At 70.0% G+C, this 16802-nt stretch carries 16 protein-coding genes; 11 read left to right on the top strand and 5 right to left on the bottom strand.

Annotation, left to right across the window (positions count from 1 at the left end):
• Positions 1 to 75: 75 nt before the first annotated feature.
• The 4 genes from KBY95_RS00230 (at position 76) to KBY95_RS00215 (ending at position 5211) form a co-directional block, all read left to right on the top strand.
• Positions 76 to 2637 (top strand): ATP-dependent Clp protease ATP-binding subunit, encoded by a 2562-nt coding sequence (locus tag KBY95_RS00230; protein WP_254962675.1) that lies wholly within the window; start codon positions 76 to 78, stop codon positions 2635 to 2637.
• A gap of 54 nt (positions 2638 to 2691) precedes the next feature.
• A complete protein-coding gene (locus KBY95_RS00225) occupies positions 2692 to 3795 on the top strand; it encodes an iron-containing alcohol dehydrogenase family protein (protein WP_254962674.1) in 1104 nt (367 codons plus the stop codon).
• Positions 3792 to 4688: an alpha/beta fold hydrolase gene (locus KBY95_RS00220; protein ID WP_254962672.1), complete on the top strand. Its 897-nt coding sequence runs from the start codon at positions 3792 to 3794 to the stop codon at positions 4686 to 4688. Before KBY95_RS00225 ends, KBY95_RS00220 begins: the two co-directional genes overlap by 4 nt.
• Before the next feature lie 61 nt (positions 4689 to 4749).
• Positions 4750 to 5211, top strand: coding sequence for a DUF1499 domain-containing protein (locus KBY95_RS00215; protein ID WP_254962671.1), 462 nt, complete (start codon positions 4750 to 4752; stop codon positions 5209 to 5211).
• Here KBY95_RS00215 and KBY95_RS16340 read toward each other — a convergent pair.
• Positions 5162 to 6724 (bottom strand): NAD(P)-binding protein, encoded by a 1563-nt coding sequence (locus KBY95_RS16340; RefSeq protein WP_315858872.1) that lies wholly within the window; start codon positions 6722 to 6724, stop codon positions 5162 to 5164. The two genes, KBY95_RS00215 and KBY95_RS16340, sit on opposite strands and share 50 nt — an antisense overlap.
• A gap of 6 nt (positions 6725 to 6730) precedes the next feature.
• Here KBY95_RS16340 and KBY95_RS00200 point away from each other — a divergent pair, with 6 nt between their 5' ends.
• Together KBY95_RS00200 and KBY95_RS00195 are read left to right on the top strand one after the other, a co-directional pair.
• Positions 6731 to 7042: a hypothetical protein gene (locus tag KBY95_RS00200; protein WP_254962669.1), complete on the top strand. Its 312-nt coding sequence runs from the start codon at positions 6731 to 6733 to the stop codon at positions 7040 to 7042.
• Between the two features lie 33 nt (positions 7043 to 7075).
• On the top strand, positions 7076 to 7756 hold the full coding sequence (locus tag KBY95_RS00195; protein WP_254962668.1) for a DUF2993 domain-containing protein: 681 nt from the start codon (positions 7076 to 7078) through the stop codon (positions 7754 to 7756).
• A gap of 19 nt (positions 7757 to 7775) precedes the next feature.
• Here the strand turns inward: KBY95_RS00195 and KBY95_RS00190 are convergent, their stop codons facing one another.
• Genes KBY95_RS00190 through KBY95_RS00180 form a run of 3 tightly spaced genes read right to left on the bottom strand, consistent with a single transcriptional unit; the run spans position 7776 to position 10658 of the window.
• Entirely contained in the window at positions 7776 to 8681 is a 906-nt protein-coding gene (locus KBY95_RS00190; protein ID WP_254962667.1) for a phosphatidate cytidylyltransferase, read from the bottom strand.
• 10 nt (positions 8682 to 8691) lie between these two features.
• Positions 8692 to 9291 carry a precorrin-6Y C5,15-methyltransferase subunit CbiT gene (gene cbiT, locus KBY95_RS00185; protein ID WP_254954410.1) on the bottom strand — a complete coding sequence of 200 codons (600 nt, stop codon included), beginning with the start codon at positions 9289 to 9291 and terminating at the stop codon, positions 8692 to 8694.
• Between the two features lie 5 nt (positions 9292 to 9296).
• Positions 9297 to 10658, bottom strand: a complete 1362-nt coding sequence (locus tag KBY95_RS00180) for an aminotransferase class I/II-fold pyridoxal phosphate-dependent enzyme (protein WP_254962666.1) — start codon at positions 10656 to 10658, stop codon at positions 9297 to 9299.
• On the opposite strand from KBY95_RS00180, the gene KBY95_RS00175 reads away from it, so the two are divergent.
• From KBY95_RS00175 to KBY95_RS00160, 4 genes are all read left to right on the top strand, one after another.
• Positions 10657 to 12372: an AarF/ABC1/UbiB kinase family protein gene (locus tag KBY95_RS00175; RefSeq protein ID WP_254962665.1), complete on the top strand. Its 1716-nt coding sequence runs from the start codon at positions 10657 to 10659 to the stop codon at positions 12370 to 12372. The genes KBY95_RS00180 and KBY95_RS00175 overlap by 2 nt on opposite strands.
• Before the next feature lie 15 nt (positions 12373 to 12387).
• Positions 12388 to 15261, top strand: a complete 2874-nt coding sequence (locus KBY95_RS00170; RefSeq protein WP_254962663.1) for a hypothetical protein — start codon at positions 12388 to 12390, stop codon at positions 15259 to 15261.
• A gap of 53 nt (positions 15262 to 15314) precedes the next feature.
• The gene (locus KBY95_RS00165) at positions 15315 to 15803 is read left to right on the top strand and encodes a hypothetical protein (RefSeq protein WP_254962662.1); all 489 of its coding nucleotides are present in this window, start codon (positions 15315 to 15317) and stop codon (positions 15801 to 15803) included.
• Positions 15804 to 15893: 90 nt separating this feature from the next.
• Positions 15894 to 16073, top strand: coding sequence for a hypothetical protein (locus KBY95_RS00160; RefSeq protein WP_254962661.1), 180 nt, complete (start codon positions 15894 to 15896; stop codon positions 16071 to 16073).
• Positions 16074 to 16093: 20 nt separating this feature from the next.
• Here the strand turns inward: KBY95_RS00160 and KBY95_RS00155 are convergent, their stop codons facing one another.
• On the bottom strand, positions 16094 to 16336 hold the full coding sequence (locus tag KBY95_RS00155) for a hypothetical protein (RefSeq protein WP_254962660.1): 243 nt from the start codon (positions 16334 to 16336) through the stop codon (positions 16094 to 16096).
• A gap of 138 nt (positions 16337 to 16474) precedes the next feature.
• Between KBY95_RS00155 and KBY95_RS00150 the strand changes: the two genes are divergently transcribed.
• Positions 16475 to 16762 carry an RNA-binding protein gene (locus KBY95_RS00150; protein WP_254962659.1) on the top strand — a complete coding sequence of 96 codons (288 nt, stop codon included), beginning with the start codon at positions 16475 to 16477 and terminating at the stop codon, positions 16760 to 16762.
• Positions 16763 to 16802 lie beyond the last annotated feature (40 nt).

Raw genomic sequence — 16802 nt, 5'->3', positions numbered from 1 at the left:
TAAAGAGTGCTCTCGGCCTCCCACTGAGCCCTTCAACCCTGATAGGTTGGTTGCACTTGCATCAGGTCCCGCCCCATGTTCGAGCGGTTTACCGAGAAGGCCATCAAGGTGATCATGCTGGCCCAGGAAGAGGCCCGCCGCCTCGGCCACAACTTCGTCGGCACCGAGCAGATCCTGCTGGGCCTGATCGGCGAAGGCACAGGTGTCGCCGCCAAGGTTCTCAAGTCGATGGGGGTCAATCTCAAGGACGCCCGGGTCGAGGTCGAGAAGATCATCGGCAGGGGGTCCGGCTTCGTTGCTGTCGAGATCCCCTTCACACCGCGAGCCAAGCGGGTGCTGGAGCTGTCCCTTGAGGAAGCCCGCCAGCTCGGTCACAACTACATCGGCACCGAGCACCTCCTGCTCGGCCTCATCCGCGAGGGTGAGGGTGTGGCCGCCCGTGTGCTCGAGAACCTCGGCGTCGACCTGGCCAAGGTGCGCACCCAGGTGATCCGCATGCTGGGCGAAACGGCCGAGGTGGCCTCCGGCAGCTCGGGCAAGGGATCCACCAAGACCCCCACCCTCGATGAGTTCGGCAGCAACCTCACCCAGCTGGCCGCCGAGGCCAAGCTTGATCCGGTCGTCGGCCGCCACAACGAGATCGACCGGGTGATCCAGATCCTGGGTCGTCGCACCAAGAACAATCCCGTGCTGATCGGCGAACCCGGCGTCGGTAAGACCGCCATCGCCGAAGGTCTGGCCCAGCGCATCACCCAGGGTGAGATCCCCGACATCCTTGAGGACAAACGGGTCCTCACCCTCGACATCGGCCTTCTGGTGGCTGGCACCAAATACCGCGGTGAGTTCGAGGAGCGCCTCAAGAAGATCATGGAGGAGATCCGCTCCGCAGGGAACGTGATCCTGGTGATCGACGAGGTGCACACCCTGATCGGTGCTGGCGCCGCCGAAGGCGCCATCGATGCCGCCAACATCCTCAAGCCCGCCCTGGCCCGCGGTGAGCTGCAGTGCATCGGCGCCACCACCCTCGACGAGTACCGCAAACACATCGAGCGCGATGCGGCCCTTGAGCGCCGCTTCCAGCCGGTGATGGTCGGCGAGCCCTCGGTGATCGACACCATCGAGATCCTCAAGGGGCTGCGGGAGCGCTATGAGCAGCATCACCGCCTCAAGATCAGCGACGAAGCTTTGGTGGCCGCCGCCACCCTGGGTGATCGTTACATCAGCGACCGCTTCCTGCCCGACAAGGCCATCGACCTGATCGACGAGGCCGGCAGCCGGGTGCGGCTGCTCAACTCCAAGCTGCCTCCGGCGGCCAAGGAGGTCGACAAGCAGTTGCGCGGCGTGCAGAAGGAAAAGGAGGACGCCGTCCGCCAGCAGGACTTCAGCAAGGCCGGTGAACTGCGCGACAAGGAAGTCGAATTGCGCGACCAGATCCGCTCGATCCTCCAGGCCCGCCGCGACGACGAACCCGCCAATTCCCCTGTTCCTGCCGAAACGGGCGGTTCCTCCTTCGCCGGAGTCGCTCCCCCCGACGATGGCGGCGGAACCGATGAAAGCCGCGCTCCTCTGGTCACCGAGGAGGACATTGCCCAGATCGTCGCCTCCTGGACCGGGGTGCCGGTGCAGAAGCTCACCGAGAGTGAGTCGGTGAAGCTGCTCAACATGGAGGAGACCCTCCACCAGCGCCTCATCGGCCAGGACGAGGCCGTCAAGGCCGTGTCCCGGGCTATCCGCCGGGCCCGCGTTGGCCTCAAGAACCCCAACCGGCCGATCGCCAGTTTCATCTTCTCCGGCCCCACCGGCGTCGGCAAGACGGAACTCACCAAGGCCCTGGCGGCTTACTTCTTCGGCAGCGAAGACGCCATGATCCGCCTGGACATGAGCGAATTCATGGAGCGCCATACCGTCAGCAAGCTGATCGGTTCGCCTCCTGGCTATGTCGGCTTCAACGAGGGCGGACAGCTGACGGAAGCCGTTCGCCGTCGTCCTTACACCGTGGTGCTGTTCGACGAGATTGAGAAGGCCCACCCCGATGTGTTCAACCTCCTGCTCCAACTGCTTGAGGATGGGCGGCTCACCGACTCCAAGGGTCGGACGGTCGACTTCAAGAACACCCTGATCATCATGACCTCGAACATCGGTTCGAAAGTGATCGAAAAAGGCGGTGGCGGTCTGGGCTTCGAGTTTGGCGGCGGCGACGTCGAGGAAACCCAGTACAACCGCATCCGCTCCCTCGTCAATGAAGAGCTCAAGCAGTACTTCCGCCCTGAGTTCCTCAACCGCCTCGACGAAATCATTGTCTTCCGTCAGCTCACCCGCGACGAAGTCAAGCTGATCGCCGAGATCATGTTGAGGGAGGTCTTCGCCCGCATGCAGGACAAAGGGATTGGCATGTCCGTCACCGAGGCCTTCAAGGAGCGTCTCGTCGAAGAGGGCTACAACCCCAGTTACGGAGCCAGGCCCTTGCGCCGTGCTGTGATGCGTCTGCTCGAGGATTCGCTGGCGGAGGAATTCCTCTCCGGCCGGATCAGCGATGGCGATGCTTGTCTGGTGGACGTCGATGACGACAAGCAGGTGGTGATCCGCAAGCAGTCGATCACCCCTCCTCTGCCGGAACTGGCCGGTGCCAGCGCCTGAGTCGACGCAACGCCGATCGGCCGACTTCTACATTTCGATGATCGGTAGTCGGCCATGACGGATTTCCTGCAGACCAACGCCATCGCTCCAGCCGTAGTGCTGCGCGGTGGCGGGGCTTGGTCCCAAGCCCTGCCCCGCGTCGTGGCCCTGGGCAGGCGTCCCTTCCTGCTGGGGCGCAGCGCTTCCACCTTCGGGCTGCGCCAGCAACTGCTGGTTGATCTGGAGCGGGCCGGGGCCCAACCGGCGGCCAGCCATGGGTGGCGTGACTGCTGCGAAGAGGACCTGGGGCCCCTGGCCCAGGAGGTCCGTGCAGCTGGCTGTGATGCCCTGATCGCCGCCGGCGGCGGCAAGGTTCTGGATGCGGGCAAGCTGCTGGCCCATCGCCTCGGCCTTCCCTGCATCACGGTGCCCACCAGTGCCGCCACCTGTGCGGGTTGGACGGCCCTGGCCAACCTTTACACCCCCGATGGGGCCTTCCTGGGCGATGTGGCCCTCGACCGTTGCCCCGATCTGCTCGTCTTCGACCACGACCTGGTGCGGCAGGCGCCGGCGCGCACCCTGGCCAGCGGAATCGCCGATGCGGTGGCCAAGTGGTACGAGGCCTCGGTGAGCAGTGGCTCCAGTGGCGATGGCCTGGTGCAGCAGGCCGTGCAGATGGCCCGTCTGCTGCGGGACCTGCTCTTGTTGGAGGGAGAAACGGCCCTGGCGGACCCCAGCAGTGAGTCCTGGGTGCGGGTGGCTGAGGGTTGCGGCCTCACGGCCGGACTGATCGGCGGCATCGGCGGCGCACGCTGCCGCACCGTGGCCGCCCATGCCGTTCACAACGGACTCACCCAGCTTGCCGCCACCCACGGCCATCTCCACGGCGAGAAGGTGGGATTCGGGGTGTTGGTGCAGTTGTGGCTGGAGGAGCAGTTGGCGGGCAACCGGCTGGCGGCCCAGGCTCGCCGCCAGTTGCTCCCCTTCTTCCGCCGGCTGGGGCTGCCCACCGATCTCGAGGCCCTGGGGCTCGGCGGGGCCACCCTTGAGGAACTGAGGCAGGTCTGCCGCTTCGCCTGTCGGGACGGTTCCGATCTGCACCACTTGCCCTTCGCGGTGGCCCCCGAAGACCTCCTGGCGGCCATGGTGGCTGCCACCGCCGACCGGCAGCAGGCGTGAGCGTCAGCCGCGTCAACCTGCCCACTGGCCGAGATCTGGTCACGGCCGCCGCCGCCAGCCTGCTCGACCCCCTGGGTCGCGCCCTGGCCGGCCATGTGCAGTGGTGGGAGCTGCCCGATCACCCGGAGCGCTGGCCGGTGGCGGTGCTGGGGGAGGGGCCGCCCCTGCTGCTGCTGCATGGTTTCGACAGTTCCTTCCTGGAGTTCCGCCGCCTGGTCCCCCTGCTGGCGGCAAGCCACCGGCTGCTGATCCCCGACCTGCATGGCTTCGGCTTCTGCCCCAGGCCCGCTGCGCGCGACTACACCCCCGAGGCTGTGCTGCGGCACCTGGACGCCCTTTTGGAGGCGTTCGATCGCCAGCAGCCTGCCGGTGGTCAACCGCTGGGCCTGATCGGTGCCTCGATGGGCGGCGCTGTGGCGGTGGCCCTGGCACGGCGCCACCCCGGGCGCTTCGAGCGGTTGCTGTTGCTGGCTCCGGCCGGACTCACCGGCCGCCCCATGCCCCTGCCGCCGCTGCTGGATGGGCTGGGGGTGCGCTTCCTGGCCCTGCCGTCGGTGCGCCGCGGCCTCTGCCGCAGCGCCTTTGCCGACCCCGATCGGGACGTGGGCCCGGCGGAGTTGGAGATCGCCTCGCTGCACCTGCGGACGCCGGGCTGGGCCGAGGCCCTGCGCCGTTTCGCCCGCAGCGGCGGCTTTGCCGGCTGCGGCGAGCCCCTGCCCCCCGAGCCCTTGGCGGTGCTCTGGGGCGCCGACGACCGGATCCTGCGCGCCCCGCAGAAGCGGGCCGCCCAGGCCCTGCTGGGGTCCCGCATCAGCGAACTGGCGGAGTGCGGCCACCTGCCCCACATCGACCAGCCCGAGCGGGTCGCCGCCGCCTGGCGGGCCGGGGGCTGACCATCCCGGCGTGGACCGGCCATCCTGGAGGCCCTGGCTCACCGCCTCGCTCCCCACCCCCATGACCACGACCTTGCCGCGCCCGGTGGCCGCCCTTCTGCTTGCCGTGGTGATCGGGTTGGCGGGGCTGGGCCTGCCGAGCCGTGTCCAGGCCTCGTTGCTGCACCTGGAGGGGCCCGTGCCCGAGGAGCTTGGGGTGCATGGCGGCTCGCTTTCTCCCTGTGCGGCGCCGGCCCACTGCGCACGGGTCGACTGGGCCCTCAGCGATCCGGCGGCGGCCTTGAGCGCGCTGGTGCCGGTTCTGGAAACCACCGAGGGGGTGCGGATCGTCGAGCGCGACGGACCCTATCTGCATGCCACCGCCACCAGCCGGCTGTTCGGCTTCGTCGACGACCTTGAACTGCAGGCCCTGCCCTCCGCCGGCGTGCTGCAGGCCCGCTCCAGCTCACGGCTGGGGGATTCGGACCTGGGCGTCAACGCCCGTCGGCTGGCGGCGCTGCGGCAGGAATTGCCTGACAGCTGAACTGTTCGATGCCCCCCCGGCGGTGCAGGAAACGGGGCTGCTGGGGGTCCTCCAGGCTCCACCACCAGAGCCCGTCGGTGTAGCTGGGGGGACCGGCATTGTTGGTGCGGGGCAGCTGCAGACGCAGATCGCGCCATGCGAGCAGCACCGTGGCACCTGGCACCGTGCCACCGGTGGTGTTGGGGATCCCGGGGGCGTCCACGGCGCCGTTATCGCTGGTGGCGAGGAGCAGGTCGCCGTCGCAGCGGTAAGCGACGGCCTCAGCCGCCGCCATTGACGGTCCCCCCAGGGCGAGACAAAGCAGCAGCACCAGGGCCAGCAGCCGACCCGCGAGGGCCTGGGCGCTGCGCAGGGCCCCCTCGATGCGGCCGAAGCCCGGCCCCTCGATGTAGTCGCCGCAGAAAGCCACCCGGCTGGCGGGGCAGACCATGGCGGCGGTGGGCAGGCCCGGGGCAACGGGGAAGGCGGCCCCCCAGCGCATCAGCTGACGTTGGGCCACCCCCTCCAGGGCGTCGCCGCCGCAGGAACGATCCCCGAGCCAAGGGGCCAGGGCGCCGGCGACGGCCTCCTCCAGGGCGGCGATGTCGGCGGTGTCCTGTTCGGCCCCACCTCTGGCCGCTGGCCCTGAGGGGGCCCCATGGGCCACGACGGTGCAGCGGCCGTCCGCCAGGGGCTGCACCGACAGCCGGCGCAGCCCCCAGCGCCGCTGGGCTTGGCTGTCAAAACTGAGCAGCCGGAAGGGCAGGGCCAGCCATCGGGCCGCCGTCGTGGGGTCGATCGTCAGCATCAGGTTGGTGCGGGCCGCCACCTCCATCCTGGCGATGGCGGCGAGGGCGGCCGCCAGGGCTCCATCGCCCAGGCCCTCCGTCGCGTGCTGCAGCGGCAGCTGCGACCAGCCGAATCGCTCCATGGCACGTGGATGGGCCAGCAGGGTGCTCGAGAGCACCAGCCAGTCGGCCTCCCCCAGCAGCGCCCCGGTGGCATCGGCCAGGCGCCAGCCCCCTTCAGGGCGAACCTCCAGGTGGCGCACCAGGGTGCCGTAGCGGCTGGTCAACGTGTCCGGCGGCCCCTGGGCCAGGGCCAGGGTCAGCAAGCCGCGGCAGAGGCCGTCCATGCCCCGGCGGCCCCGATACAAAGAGCCCCGCAGCAGGGGATCGGCCTGGGCCGGCCCCAGCGTCCCGTCCTCGCCCAGCAGCACCGCCGCTGGCTCCTGCCAGGGCACGATCCAGCCCCCCGACCGCAGGGGCGCCACCAGCTCCGGCTCGGGGCCCTCAAGCAGGTTGAGCAGTGGCGCTCCGTGGTCGACACGCCAACCGGCATCGTGGCGCGAGCGGCGGGTGGCGGCCCGGCCGCCCGGCCCCCGACCTGCCTCCCACAGGACGATCGATCCCTCCCAGCCACCACGCCGAAGCCCGGCGGCCAGGGCACAACCGGCCACCCCGGCGCCGATCACCGCCAGCGACGGCGCGTTTCTGGGCTGCGCCCGACCAGACTCACCCGGGGATCCAGCCATGCCGTGATGACAATGACGCCTGAAGACAAGACAATCCTGGCCGCGTCCGCCCCCTGGCTGGGGGCCCTGCTCAACGTCGTGCCCGGCCTGGGAACCGGTTACATCTACCAGCGCCGCTGGCGGGCCTACTGGATCACCACGGCCCTGGCCACGGGCTGGTTCCTGCTGGGGGCCGTGCTGGGCGGCGCCGGCACCACGGCGGATCTGCAGGCCGCTGATCCCCGCAACCAGCTGGTCGGCCTGGGGGGATTGCTGCTGCTGGCGGCGCTCACGGCGGCGGAGGCCTTCCGCGAAGCCCGTGGGGTCCGGAAGGAATGAGAATCGGAGAATCCCTGTGCCCCCTGGTGGCGGATGAGCGACACCCCAGCCGGCGACCGCCCCCCTGAGACTCCGGAACCCGCCGCCGAGGCGGACTCCGGTGGCCCCGTGATGGCTCTTCTGGCCAAGGGTCTGGAACTGTGGCTGCGGCAGCAGTGCGAGGCCATCGAGAGGCTGGAGATCCGCCTGGAGGGTTCGGGGCTGCGGCTGCTGCGGGGGCGTCTGGATGGGGTGCGGCTGCGGGCCCGACGGGTCGTCTATCAGGCGATGGAGATCGAGGAGGTGGAACTGCGCTGCGATGGCATCCAGGTGCGCATGGGGTCCCTGGTGCGGAACCAGGCGGTGAGGCTTGAGCAGCCCTTCCGGATCCAGGGGTTGGTGAGCTTCAGCGGCGATGGCCTCAGCCGTTCCCTCAGCACCCCGGCCTGGCGCGGCCTCGGGGATGGCCTGGCCGACGACCTGCTGGGTCTGACACCCCTGGCGGGGCTGCGCATCCGGGAGGACCGGCTGGTGCTGCGGGCCTTCGCCAGCGGCGATCGCGAGCCGGTGGAGCGTGAGGTGGCGGTACGGGCCGACGGCGGCACTGTGGAGTTGCGCTGCGCGGAAGGGACCCCCCAGGCCCGGCTGCCGATGGATCCCAACATCCGCATCGATCGGGCCGAGCTCGGTGCCGGCCTGCTGCACCTGGAGGGCGAGGCCCGGGTCTCCCCCTGAGGGCCCCGGAGCTGGAGCCTCAGCCCCGCTGCAGCAGCGGCAGCACCAGGGTCACCAGGGAATAGACCACCGACGGCACGAACAGGTAGCTGTCGATCCGATCGAGGATGCCGCCATGGCCGGGGATCGCATCACCGGAGTCCTTGAGGCCCGCGTCCCGTTTCATCATCGATTCGGTCAGATCGCCCACCAGGGCGAACAGCGACACCACCGCCCCCAGCACCGCCCCGATCAGCCAGCCCCAGCGCCAGCCCAGCAGCACCCCGCCCACGCCCCCCACCAGGAGGGCGCACAGCACCCCACCCAGGGCCCCCTCGACCGTCTTGCCGGGGGAGATCGGTGAGAGAGCGTGGCGACCCAGGCGCCGCCCGATCACATAGGAGCCGATGTCGGTGGCCACGATCATCAGGCAGGCCAGCAAGGTGAGGGCCATGCCCGGGCTCCAGGGCCAGCCCAGTCCGTCGAGGGCGGGAGCCAGGGCGGGGTCGGTGAGATCCCGCAGCTTGATCCAGTGGCTGGGCAGGAAGCCCAGGTAAAACAGGCCGAACACCGAGGCGGCGATGTCGGCGATGGTGCCGGTGACCGGCTGGAGCAACAGCCAGCCGCAGATCACGGCCCCGGAAGCAGGCAGCACGGCCGCCGCCACGTCGCCCGCCATGCCCCCCCCCGGCCAGAGGTTGCCGGCGGCGACCTGGGTGGAGACCAGCAGCAGCTGCACCGCCACCAGGGTGGTCTTGGCGGCGGGTCGGATGCCCTTGAACTGGGCCATGCGGAAGAACTCCAGCAGGCCCAGATGCACGATCACCCCAACGGCGACGGTGAACCACCAGCCGCCCAGACCCACCACCACCAGCCCGAAGCCGCCGGCCAGCCAGCCGCTCAGCAGGCGGGAGAGGGAGGTGGCGGGGCGGGGGGCGGGAGGCAAGGGCTGGGACTCAACGCTCGGCGGCGATCACGAACAGCGGTTCGGCGGCGGCCAGCTTGGCCTGGCTGCCGCGGCGCTGCATGCGGTGCACGGTGGCCTGCACCACCTGCACATCGTGGGCCCCCAGCTGGGCGAGGGTGTCGGTGGCCTTCACCAGACCCTCCAGATTGACGGTGCTGATCACCAGCCGTCCGGAGGGCTGCAGGGCCCCCCAGACGGCCCGAAGCACGCCCTCCAGGGGCCGGCCCACCTCCAGCAGCACCCGGTCGGGGTTGGGGGGGAGCAGGGCCAGGCCATCCGGGGCCTCGCCGGCGTGGATGTGCAGGTTGTGGATGCCGAAGCGCTGTCGGTTGCGTTCCAGCAGGTCGATCGCCTCCGGATCCCGCTCCAGGGTGTGCACGGCGCCGGTGGGCATCAGCCGCGCGATCTCCAGGGCCAGGGCACCGGTTCCGCCGCCCACGTCCCAGACCAGTGAATCGGCGCGGGGGCGCAGATGGGCCAGCAGCATCACCCGCAGCTCCAGGGGCGTGGGGCTGAATCCCGGAGCGTCCTCGAAGGCGCTGTCAGGCAGCCCGGGGGTGACGAAATCCCAGTGGAAGGGGTTCGGCAACGGGCTCACGAACCGACCACAACGCTCACCGTATCAGCGATCTGACCGGGCCAGAGGAGCCGTTGACCCAGCAGCCATTGGGCCCGGGCCGGATCGATCCGCTCCCCGGGCACCAGCAGCGGAATCCCCGGTGGGTAGGGACAGATCGGTGCTGCCGCCACCCGGCCGGTGGCCCGCTCCAGGGGAACGGCCTCGGCCGGGCTCCGCCAGGCCAGGCCAATCGGCAACTCCGGAGCCGCCAGCAGTGGCAGGGGGGGAGGCGAGAAAGGCGCCAGCGGCTCCTTGCCGAGGGACCGGCGCAGCTCCTGCAGCCGCCGCGGCAGGCGCCGCTCCAGGGCCCGGGGCGGGTTCAGCCCCAGGCAGAAGGTGAGGCTGCCAGGTTCCGGAAGTTCCGCGATCACACCCCGCGTCAGCAGCCAGGCGTCGGCCTCAAGCCCGTTGATTCCCAGCGGGGCCGTCGCCAGCACCAGGCGCAGGGGATCCCCGTTGGCGACCAGCGGCAGGCCGAGGGCTTCCAAGCGCCGGCTGAGGCGGGCGGCCCTGGCTTCGGCCCGGCGTCGCTGGCGAGCGCCGGCGTCGCTGGCGGCATGCTCCAGGGCCGCGGCGGTCGAGGCCAGCAGCAGGGCGCTGGGGCTGGAGGTCTGCAGCCACAGCAGGGCCCGCTCGATGGCCTCAGGGGCCACGTGGTCACCTTGGGCCAGCAGGGCGGCGCTCTGGGCCAGGCCTGTGCCGCTCTTCTGCACGGAGAGCACGACCAGATCGGCGCCGGCGGCCAGGGCCTCGCCGCCGCCGTGGGCCTGGTCCACCAGCACCGGCAGGCCCGCCCGGTGGGCCAGGTCCACCAGGGCCGGCAGGTCGGCCACCAGCCCCTGGTAGGTGGGATCCACCAGCACCAGGGCCGCCACGGGCGCGCCTCGCAGGGCGGCGGCTGCCGCCAGCACCTGCTCCAGCCGCTGGGGCTCGGGCGGCCGCCACAGACCGGTGAGCGGATCGCATGGCAGGTCGTACAGGAGTGGCTCGATGTCGCCCAGCACGCAGCCGTGCAGCAGGCTGCGATGCAGGTTGCGGGGCAGCAGCACCCGGGTCCCCGGTGGGCAGAGGGTGAGCAGGGCGGCCTGCAGCAACCCCGAGGCCCCGTTCACTCCAAACCAGCAGCGCTGCGCCCCCAGCAGAGCCGCCGCGCGCCGCTGGGCTTCGGCCACCGTTCCCTCCGGTTCGAGGGGCCCGCCGAAGCCGGGCAGTTCCGGCAGATCCCAGCTCCCCGGCGGCTGGCGCAGGAGCTGGCGCAGGCCGGGGGCCAGGGCCCGGCCCCGGCCGTGGGCCGGCAGGTGCAGGGCCAGCGGCGCTGACCGCCAGAAGGGGCCCATGGACCAGGGAACACAGTTCCTAGAGTCTGGCCATCGTTGCGGCAGAACACTGGCTGAGGTCGTCACCCCCCCCCCGACCTACGACCCCAACGGTGATTTGCGCTGGCTGCTGCTGCGGCCGTGGGTTCTGGTCAGCCGGGTGATTGTGGTGATCTGGCGGCTGGCGGGGCTGGCCCTGCGGCTGGCGGTTCAGTCGAGCAGCACCGATGCCCGGGTGCAGCAGCGGCTGGCCCGCGCCATCCTCGAGACCCTCAATGACCTCGGGCCCTGCTTCATCAAGGTGGGGCAGGCCCTCTCCACCCGCCCCGACCTGGTGCGGCGCGACTGGCTGGAGGAACTGGCCCGGCTCCAGGACGATCTGCCCCCCTTCTCCCACGCGATCGCCCTGGCGCTGATCGAGGAGGAACTGGGGGCCCCCGCCCACCAGCTCTACGAGGAGTTCCCCGATTACCCGATGGCGGCGGCCAGCCTGGGGCAGGTGTACCGAGCGCGCCTGGCCGAGGGCCACTGGGTGGCCGTGAAGGTTCAGCGTCCCGATCTCCCCTTCGTGCTGCGCCGCGACCTGGTCATCATCCGTTCGCTGGCGGTGCTGGCGGCCCCGTTCCTGCCCCTCAATCTGGGCTTCGGTCTTGGGGCGATCATCGATGAGTTCGGCTCCACGCTGTTCGAGGAGATCGACTACCGACGTGAGGCGGACAACGCCGAACGCTTCGCCACCCTGTTCCAGGACCATCCCGAGGTGACCGTTCCGGCGGTGGTGCGCCCCCTCAGCAGCCGCCGGGTGCTGACGACCAGCTGGATCAACGGAACCAAGCTGCAGAGCCGCCGCGAACTGGAGGCCCACCACCTGGATCCGGCGGCCCTGATTCGCACCGGGGTGATCGCCGGGCTGCAGCAGTTGCTCGAGTTCGGCTACTTCCACGCCGATCCCCATCCGGGCAATCTGTTCGCTTTGCCTGGCAGGACCAACGGTCTGGGCCATGTCGCCTATGTCGACTTCGGCATGATGGATTCGCTCAGCGATTCCGACCGGCTCACCCTCACCGGGGCGGTGGTGCATCTGATCAACCGGGATTTCGAGGCCCTGGCCCGCGACTTCGTGGTGCTCGGTTTCCTCAATCCCAGCACTCCCCTGGGGCCGATCGTGCCGGCCCTCGAGGAAGTGCTCGGTGGTGCCCTGGGCGAGAACGTGGGCAGCTTCAATTTCAAGGCGATCACCGATCGCTTTTCGGAGTTGATGTATGACTACCCCTTCCGGGTGCCGGCCCGCTTCGCCCTGATCATCCGGGCGGTGGTGAGCCAGGAAGGCCTGGCGATGCGTCTCGACCCTGACTTCCGCATCATCCGTGTGGCCTATCCCTACGTGGCGCGGCGCCTGCTGGCGGGAGACACCGCCGAGATGCGCGAGAAGCTGCTGGAGGTGATCTTCGACCGGGACGGGCGCCTGCGGGTGGAGCGGCTGGAGAACCTTTTGGACGTGGTGGAGAACGGCACCACCGCCACCGACCTGCTGCCGGTGGCGCGTGACGGCCTGCGACTGCTGCTGGGCAAGGAGGGAACCAGCCTGCGTCAACGGTTGCTGCTCAGCCTGGTGAGCCACGACCGCCTGCACACCGACGATCTCCAGGCCCTGCTGGGGCTGATGGGCCGCACCTTCTCCGCCCGCAAGCTGGCCACGGGCTTGCTGGCCCGCTTGAATCCACTCGCTGCCTGACAACCCGTCGGCCCCTTGACCGAGGCTCTGCTGCTGATCGTCCTGCTGCTGCTGGTGGCCGGGTGGATTCTGCAGACCCTGTCCCTGGAGCGGCGTCTCAGACGCCTTGAGCGGCACACCGTTTCACTCAGCCAGCGCTTCTTCGCCCTGTCGCTGTGGAGCGAGGCCCTGGAGAAGCGCCTGGCGGGAGAACCCTGGCCCGGTCAGGCACGGATCGCCCCAGCGGAGAAGCCTGCCGCGTTGACGTCGGCGGCCTTGGAGCCGGCGGCGATGCTGCCCGCGCCTGCGCCCGTGGCTCCGCTGCGGTCGGCCCAGGGCGCCGCCGGGCCCTGGAAGCGGATCGAGCGGCTGCTGGTGGAGAACTGGAGCGGCCTGCTCGGCGTGCTCGTGGTGGTGGCCGGAGTCACCTTCATGACGATCAATGCAGGCTTGCGGCTGGAGGCCCGGGAGCGCTTTCTGGTCATCCTGCTGGCGGGCGGGCTCCTGGCCCTGCCGTCGCTGCTCTGGGGCCGGCGGGAGCGCTGGCGCGACCTCACCGATGGCCTGCGCAGCGGTGGCGGTGCCCTGGTCCTGTTTGCCTGCGCCGCCGCCGGTGGGCTGCCCCAGCTCGGTCTGCAGTGGGTGGAGGACCCGGCGGCGGTTCTCGCCCTGCTGGCCATGGGTGTGGCGGTCAACCTCGGCCTGGCCGCCACCGCACGCACCGCCACGATCGCGTCGCTGCACGTGGCCGTGAGCTTGGTGCCCCTGGCGATCGCTCCCCAGGGCGGCCCTGCCCTGACGATCGCCACGGTCATCGCCCTGGTGGGCGGCGAGCTGCCCCTGCGGCACCGCTGGCCGTGGCACCGGCTGGTGGTGAGCTGGGTTTATGGCTTGTTTCAGCTCGCCTGGTTTCTGGCCAACGCCCCGGCGCTGGCTGTCTCCAGCCTCCTGACGAGCGGCGCCGCCCTGGCGGCGTTGCTGGTGTTCGGCCTGGGCCTGCTGCGGCTGCACCGGCCGGGCGCGGCGCCAGCCCGGTTTCAGGCCCTGCCTGCGGCCCTGCTGCTGAGTCTCTGGGGCGGCCTCGGCCTCGGCCTGCTGCTCTATCCCCGTGAGGCAGCCGCCAGGGCCACGGCCCTGGCGCTCAGCGCCGCGGCGGCGTTGCTGCTCGGGCGGGGTGCCCGGTGCCGTGGTCCACGCTGGCTGGCCCTGGGCGATGCGCTGGTTGGGCAGACCCTGGTGCTGGTCGCCCTGCTGAGCCTGGCGCCATTGATCGCCGATGGGCCGCTGCTGGCCGGCGTTGTGCTGCTGGAGTGCCTGCTGTTCCTGGGCCTGGCGGTGCGGGAGGGCTCCGAGCCCCTGCGCCGTGTCGGTTGGTGGCTCAGCGCAGCGGCCGGCCTGCTGCTGGCGATCACGGCCCTGGTGGCTGCGCTGGTGAACCGTGACCCGGTGGCCCAGCTGCAGGCCGGCGCCGTGCTCACCGGCGGAGCCGCCCTGCTGGCCGGCATGCAGGTGCTGCTGCAACGCCGCGGCGTGCCGCTACCCCTGCCACCTCTGCTGGGCTGGCTGGCCGGCGGCCTGATCGCTGTGGGGCCAGCGCTGGTGGTACCGCAGGACTGGCGTTCTCCGCTGAGCCTGGTGGTGATGGGGGCCTTCCTGGTGGCGGCACGGCGCTGGCACCCCCCCGGCCTGCTGCTGGGCATCAGCGTGGCCATTGGGGCGGCCCACGCCTTTGGCTGGCTGGCGCTGCTGGCCCAGGCCCCCTGGCCGCCGGTCGCCCTGCTCGGACGCCTGCTGCCCCTGGGGCTGCTGGCGCTGCTCTTGGCGCTGTGGGGTGGCCGCCGCCGCCTGCAAGGCCTCGGCCTCGGCCTGCTGGGCTTCGATGTGGGTCTGGGCGCCCTGTGGCTCCTGGAGCCGATCTCACCGCTGTTGCCAGGGGTGGCCTGGCTGCTGCTGTCCGCCGGGGTCCTGGCCACCACCCACCGACTGCGGGGGGCGGCGGTGCGGGTGGCTCTGCGGCTCTCTCTGATCTACCTGGCCGGTTTCGGCGTCGCCTATCTGCTGGTGATCGGGCCCAGCCAGGAGCTGGTGACGCTCGGGGCCCTGCAGTTGCGGGGTCGCTGGCTGGTCGAGCTCCTGGCCATCGCCGTTTGTCTGCACGGCTGGTTCTTCCGGGCGGGGGCGGACCTGGCCCGGCTGCGGACCTGGCAGCTGGTTCAGCCCTGTTTCCTTGAGGGCGCCCTGCTGGGTGTGGGCCTGACGCTGCAGGGGGAAATGAGCGCCCCCTGGCGACCCGTCGCCTGGTCCCTGCTGGCGTTGGTACTGGTCTCCCCGGCGCTGGTGCGGCTGTTCGCCATCCGGCTGCAGGTGTATGGCGTGATCGTCTACTGGCTGTCGGTGCTGGCGCTGGTGTACAGCCTCGGTGGGGGCCTTTCGCCCATCCCCATGGGCAGCCGAGCTGCCCAGGCTGCCGGGGTGGTGGCGATCGCGCTGCAGACGGCCTTCGTCGTGGCCTCCCACCGTTGGCTCGATCTGGAACGGCTGGCCCAGCCCGGAGGATGGCCAGTTCTGGTCTGGATCGGAGCGCGGGTGGCGCAGCGCCGCAACCGCTGGCTGTACTACCCCCTGTTTGTCGCCGTGGCCCTCGTGCTGGCCAGCGGCTACGACCGCGCCCTGCTGACGCTCCTGTGGACCGGCGAAGCCTTCGCCATCTACCTGCTGGGGGTGGTGCTGCGCGAGCCCCAGTTCCGACTGGTGGCCCTGGTGGGGCTGGGGGCTTGCCTGCTGCGCCTGCTGGCCATCGACATGGCCCAGGCGGACCTGGGTCTGCGGGGTCTGGTATTCATCGGCGTGGGCCTGCTGCTGCTGGCCCTGAATGCCATCGTCCACCGCTTGCGCAGCCGATTCAGCTGAGGAGGCGGCCTCGGCGCCTAGGGTCGGGCCCGATCGCTTCCTGACTCCCTGCCGTGACCCAGCTGCTGGCCGCCCTCGCGAATGCTCCGGTGACCCTGCAGCAGGCTGGGCTGGACCAGGCCAGCGGCGATTTCGGCGATCTGGATGCCCTGGAGATCCTGCTGGAATACGCCCCGCTCACTTACCCGCCCTACATGCTGGCCGGCATTGGCCTGGCCATGGCCGTGCTGTGTGGCCTCACCTTCGCCAAGATGATCCAGAACCGGCTCGAGGGCTGGAAGCAGGACCGGCTGGCCCTGTTGCCGATCTCCAACCTGGAAACGACCTTGCCCTACGGGGGCCTGGTGATCGGCGTGACCCTCTTCATCGGTGCCAGCCTGCAGGTGTTCGGCTTCGGCGCCGGCACCGCCCTGCTGGTGGCCTTCGTGCTGTCCCTGCTGACCGGTGGTGCCCTGTGGGTTCAGCTGGAGCGTCTGATGGCCCAGGTGCAGGACGGCACCTTCAGTGCTGTCGACTTTGACAACTTCGACCAGTTCTTCTGAGGGCTCAGGCCTGCTGGGCAGCCAGTACGGTTAGCCGCCGCCCTCCTGCCGGCAAGGTCTTGTAACGTTCTGAAACATTGAAAGCAGGACATGCCGACCTCCCTCTCGCTTAACCGGCAGTTCTCGATCGCCGTCCACTCCCGCGCCATCGACAGCTGCGACGACATCGAGGAACTCCGCAAGGTCGCCAAGACCCTCCTCTCCGCCTGGCAGCACCAGGCCGAATTCAGCGAGCACTACGGCGCCCAGCTGCTCGGCATCCGCAAGTAGCCCAGGGCTCTTGGCGAGAGTCAGGGTGCGTCTTCTGGGTGGGCGTCTTGGGATCCCCCAGCGCCCCTTCTCTGCCACAGCTTCAAGCCCAGTCCGCCCCACAGCAGGCTCCAGAGCACGAAGGTGATCAGGGTTCCCACCTGTCCCCCTTCCAGGCTGTAGACCGCCGCCTTGATCAGGCCGGCATCGATCAGCGAACCGCCAACGCCCCAGCCGAGGATCCAGAGCGCCACCAGGGCGATGGCCGACCCTTGTCCCTTCATGGTTCGCCTTTAGCAACGGCCCCAGCCTGCCAGTCCAACCAGGCTGTACGCTTCTAGTGATTCAAAGATTTCTCTTCGGCGAGTGACAACGTCCTGCAAGGGCTATCGACGAATCCGTTCATAATTGTTTCTCTGTTCATGACGATTTACGTTGGAAATCTCTCCTTCGATGCGGAGGTGGAGGATCTCAACCATCTGTTTGCGCAGTATGGAGAGTTGCGTAACTGCAGCTTGCCCGTCGACCGGGAAACCGGCCGCAAGCGCGGCTTCGCCTTTGTTGAAATGGCCAATGAGGCCGATGAAACCAAGGCCATCGACGACCTTCAGGATGTCGAGTGGATGGGGCGGATGATCCGGGTCAACAAGGCCCAGCCCCGCACCGGTGGCGGCGGCGGCGGCGCCGGTGGTGGCCGTCCCCGCTACTGAAGCCAAGCCGCCCCTGGCACGAACAAGGCCCCCGGAAACG

Origin of the sequence: Cyanobium sp. Aljojuca 7A6 (assembly GCF_024346455.1) — a bacterium.
Lineage (GTDB): Bacteria > Cyanobacteriota > Cyanobacteriia > PCC-6307 > Cyanobiaceae > Cyanobium.
This window is presented reverse-complemented; position numbering and strand designations above follow the sequence as displayed.

Excerpts from the sequence above, each read along its gene's own strand:
- KBY95_RS00230 (WP_254962675.1), top strand. The coding sequence starts at position 76 with ATGTTCGAGCGGTTTACCGAGAAGGCCATCAAGGTGATCATGCTGGCC.
- KBY95_RS00180 (WP_254962666.1), bottom strand. The coding sequence starts at position 10,658 with ATGGGCCCCTTCTGGCGGTCAGCGCCGCTGGCCCTGCACCTGCCGGCC.
- KBY95_RS00215 (WP_254962671.1), top strand. The coding sequence starts at position 4,750 with ATGACCACGACCTTGCCGCGCCCGGTGGCCGCCCTTCTGCTTGCCGTG.
- KBY95_RS00225 (WP_254962674.1), top strand. The coding sequence starts at position 2,692 with ATGACGGATTTCCTGCAGACCAACGCCATCGCTCCAGCCGTAGTGCTG.
- KBY95_RS00200 (WP_254962669.1), top strand. The coding sequence starts at position 6,731 with ATGACAATGACGCCTGAAGACAAGACAATCCTGGCCGCGTCCGCCCCC.
- KBY95_RS00150 (WP_254962659.1), top strand. The coding sequence starts at position 16,475 with ATGACGATTTACGTTGGAAATCTCTCCTTCGATGCGGAGGTGGAGGAT.
- KBY95_RS00160 (WP_254962661.1), top strand. The coding sequence starts at position 15,894 with ATGCCGACCTCCCTCTCGCTTAACCGGCAGTTCTCGATCGCCGTCCAC.
- KBY95_RS16340 (WP_315858872.1), bottom strand. The coding sequence starts at position 6,724 with ATGGCTGGATCCCCGGGTGAGTCTGGTCGGGCGCAGCCCAGAAACGCG.
- KBY95_RS00155 (WP_254962660.1), bottom strand. The coding sequence starts at position 16,336 with ATGAAGGGACAAGGGTCGGCCATCGCCCTGGTGGCGCTCTGGATCCTC.
- KBY95_RS00175 (WP_254962665.1), top strand. The coding sequence starts at position 10,657 with ATGGACCAGGGAACACAGTTCCTAGAGTCTGGCCATCGTTGCGGCAGA.
- KBY95_RS00195 (WP_254962668.1), top strand. The coding sequence starts at position 7,076 with ATGAGCGACACCCCAGCCGGCGACCGCCCCCCTGAGACTCCGGAACCC.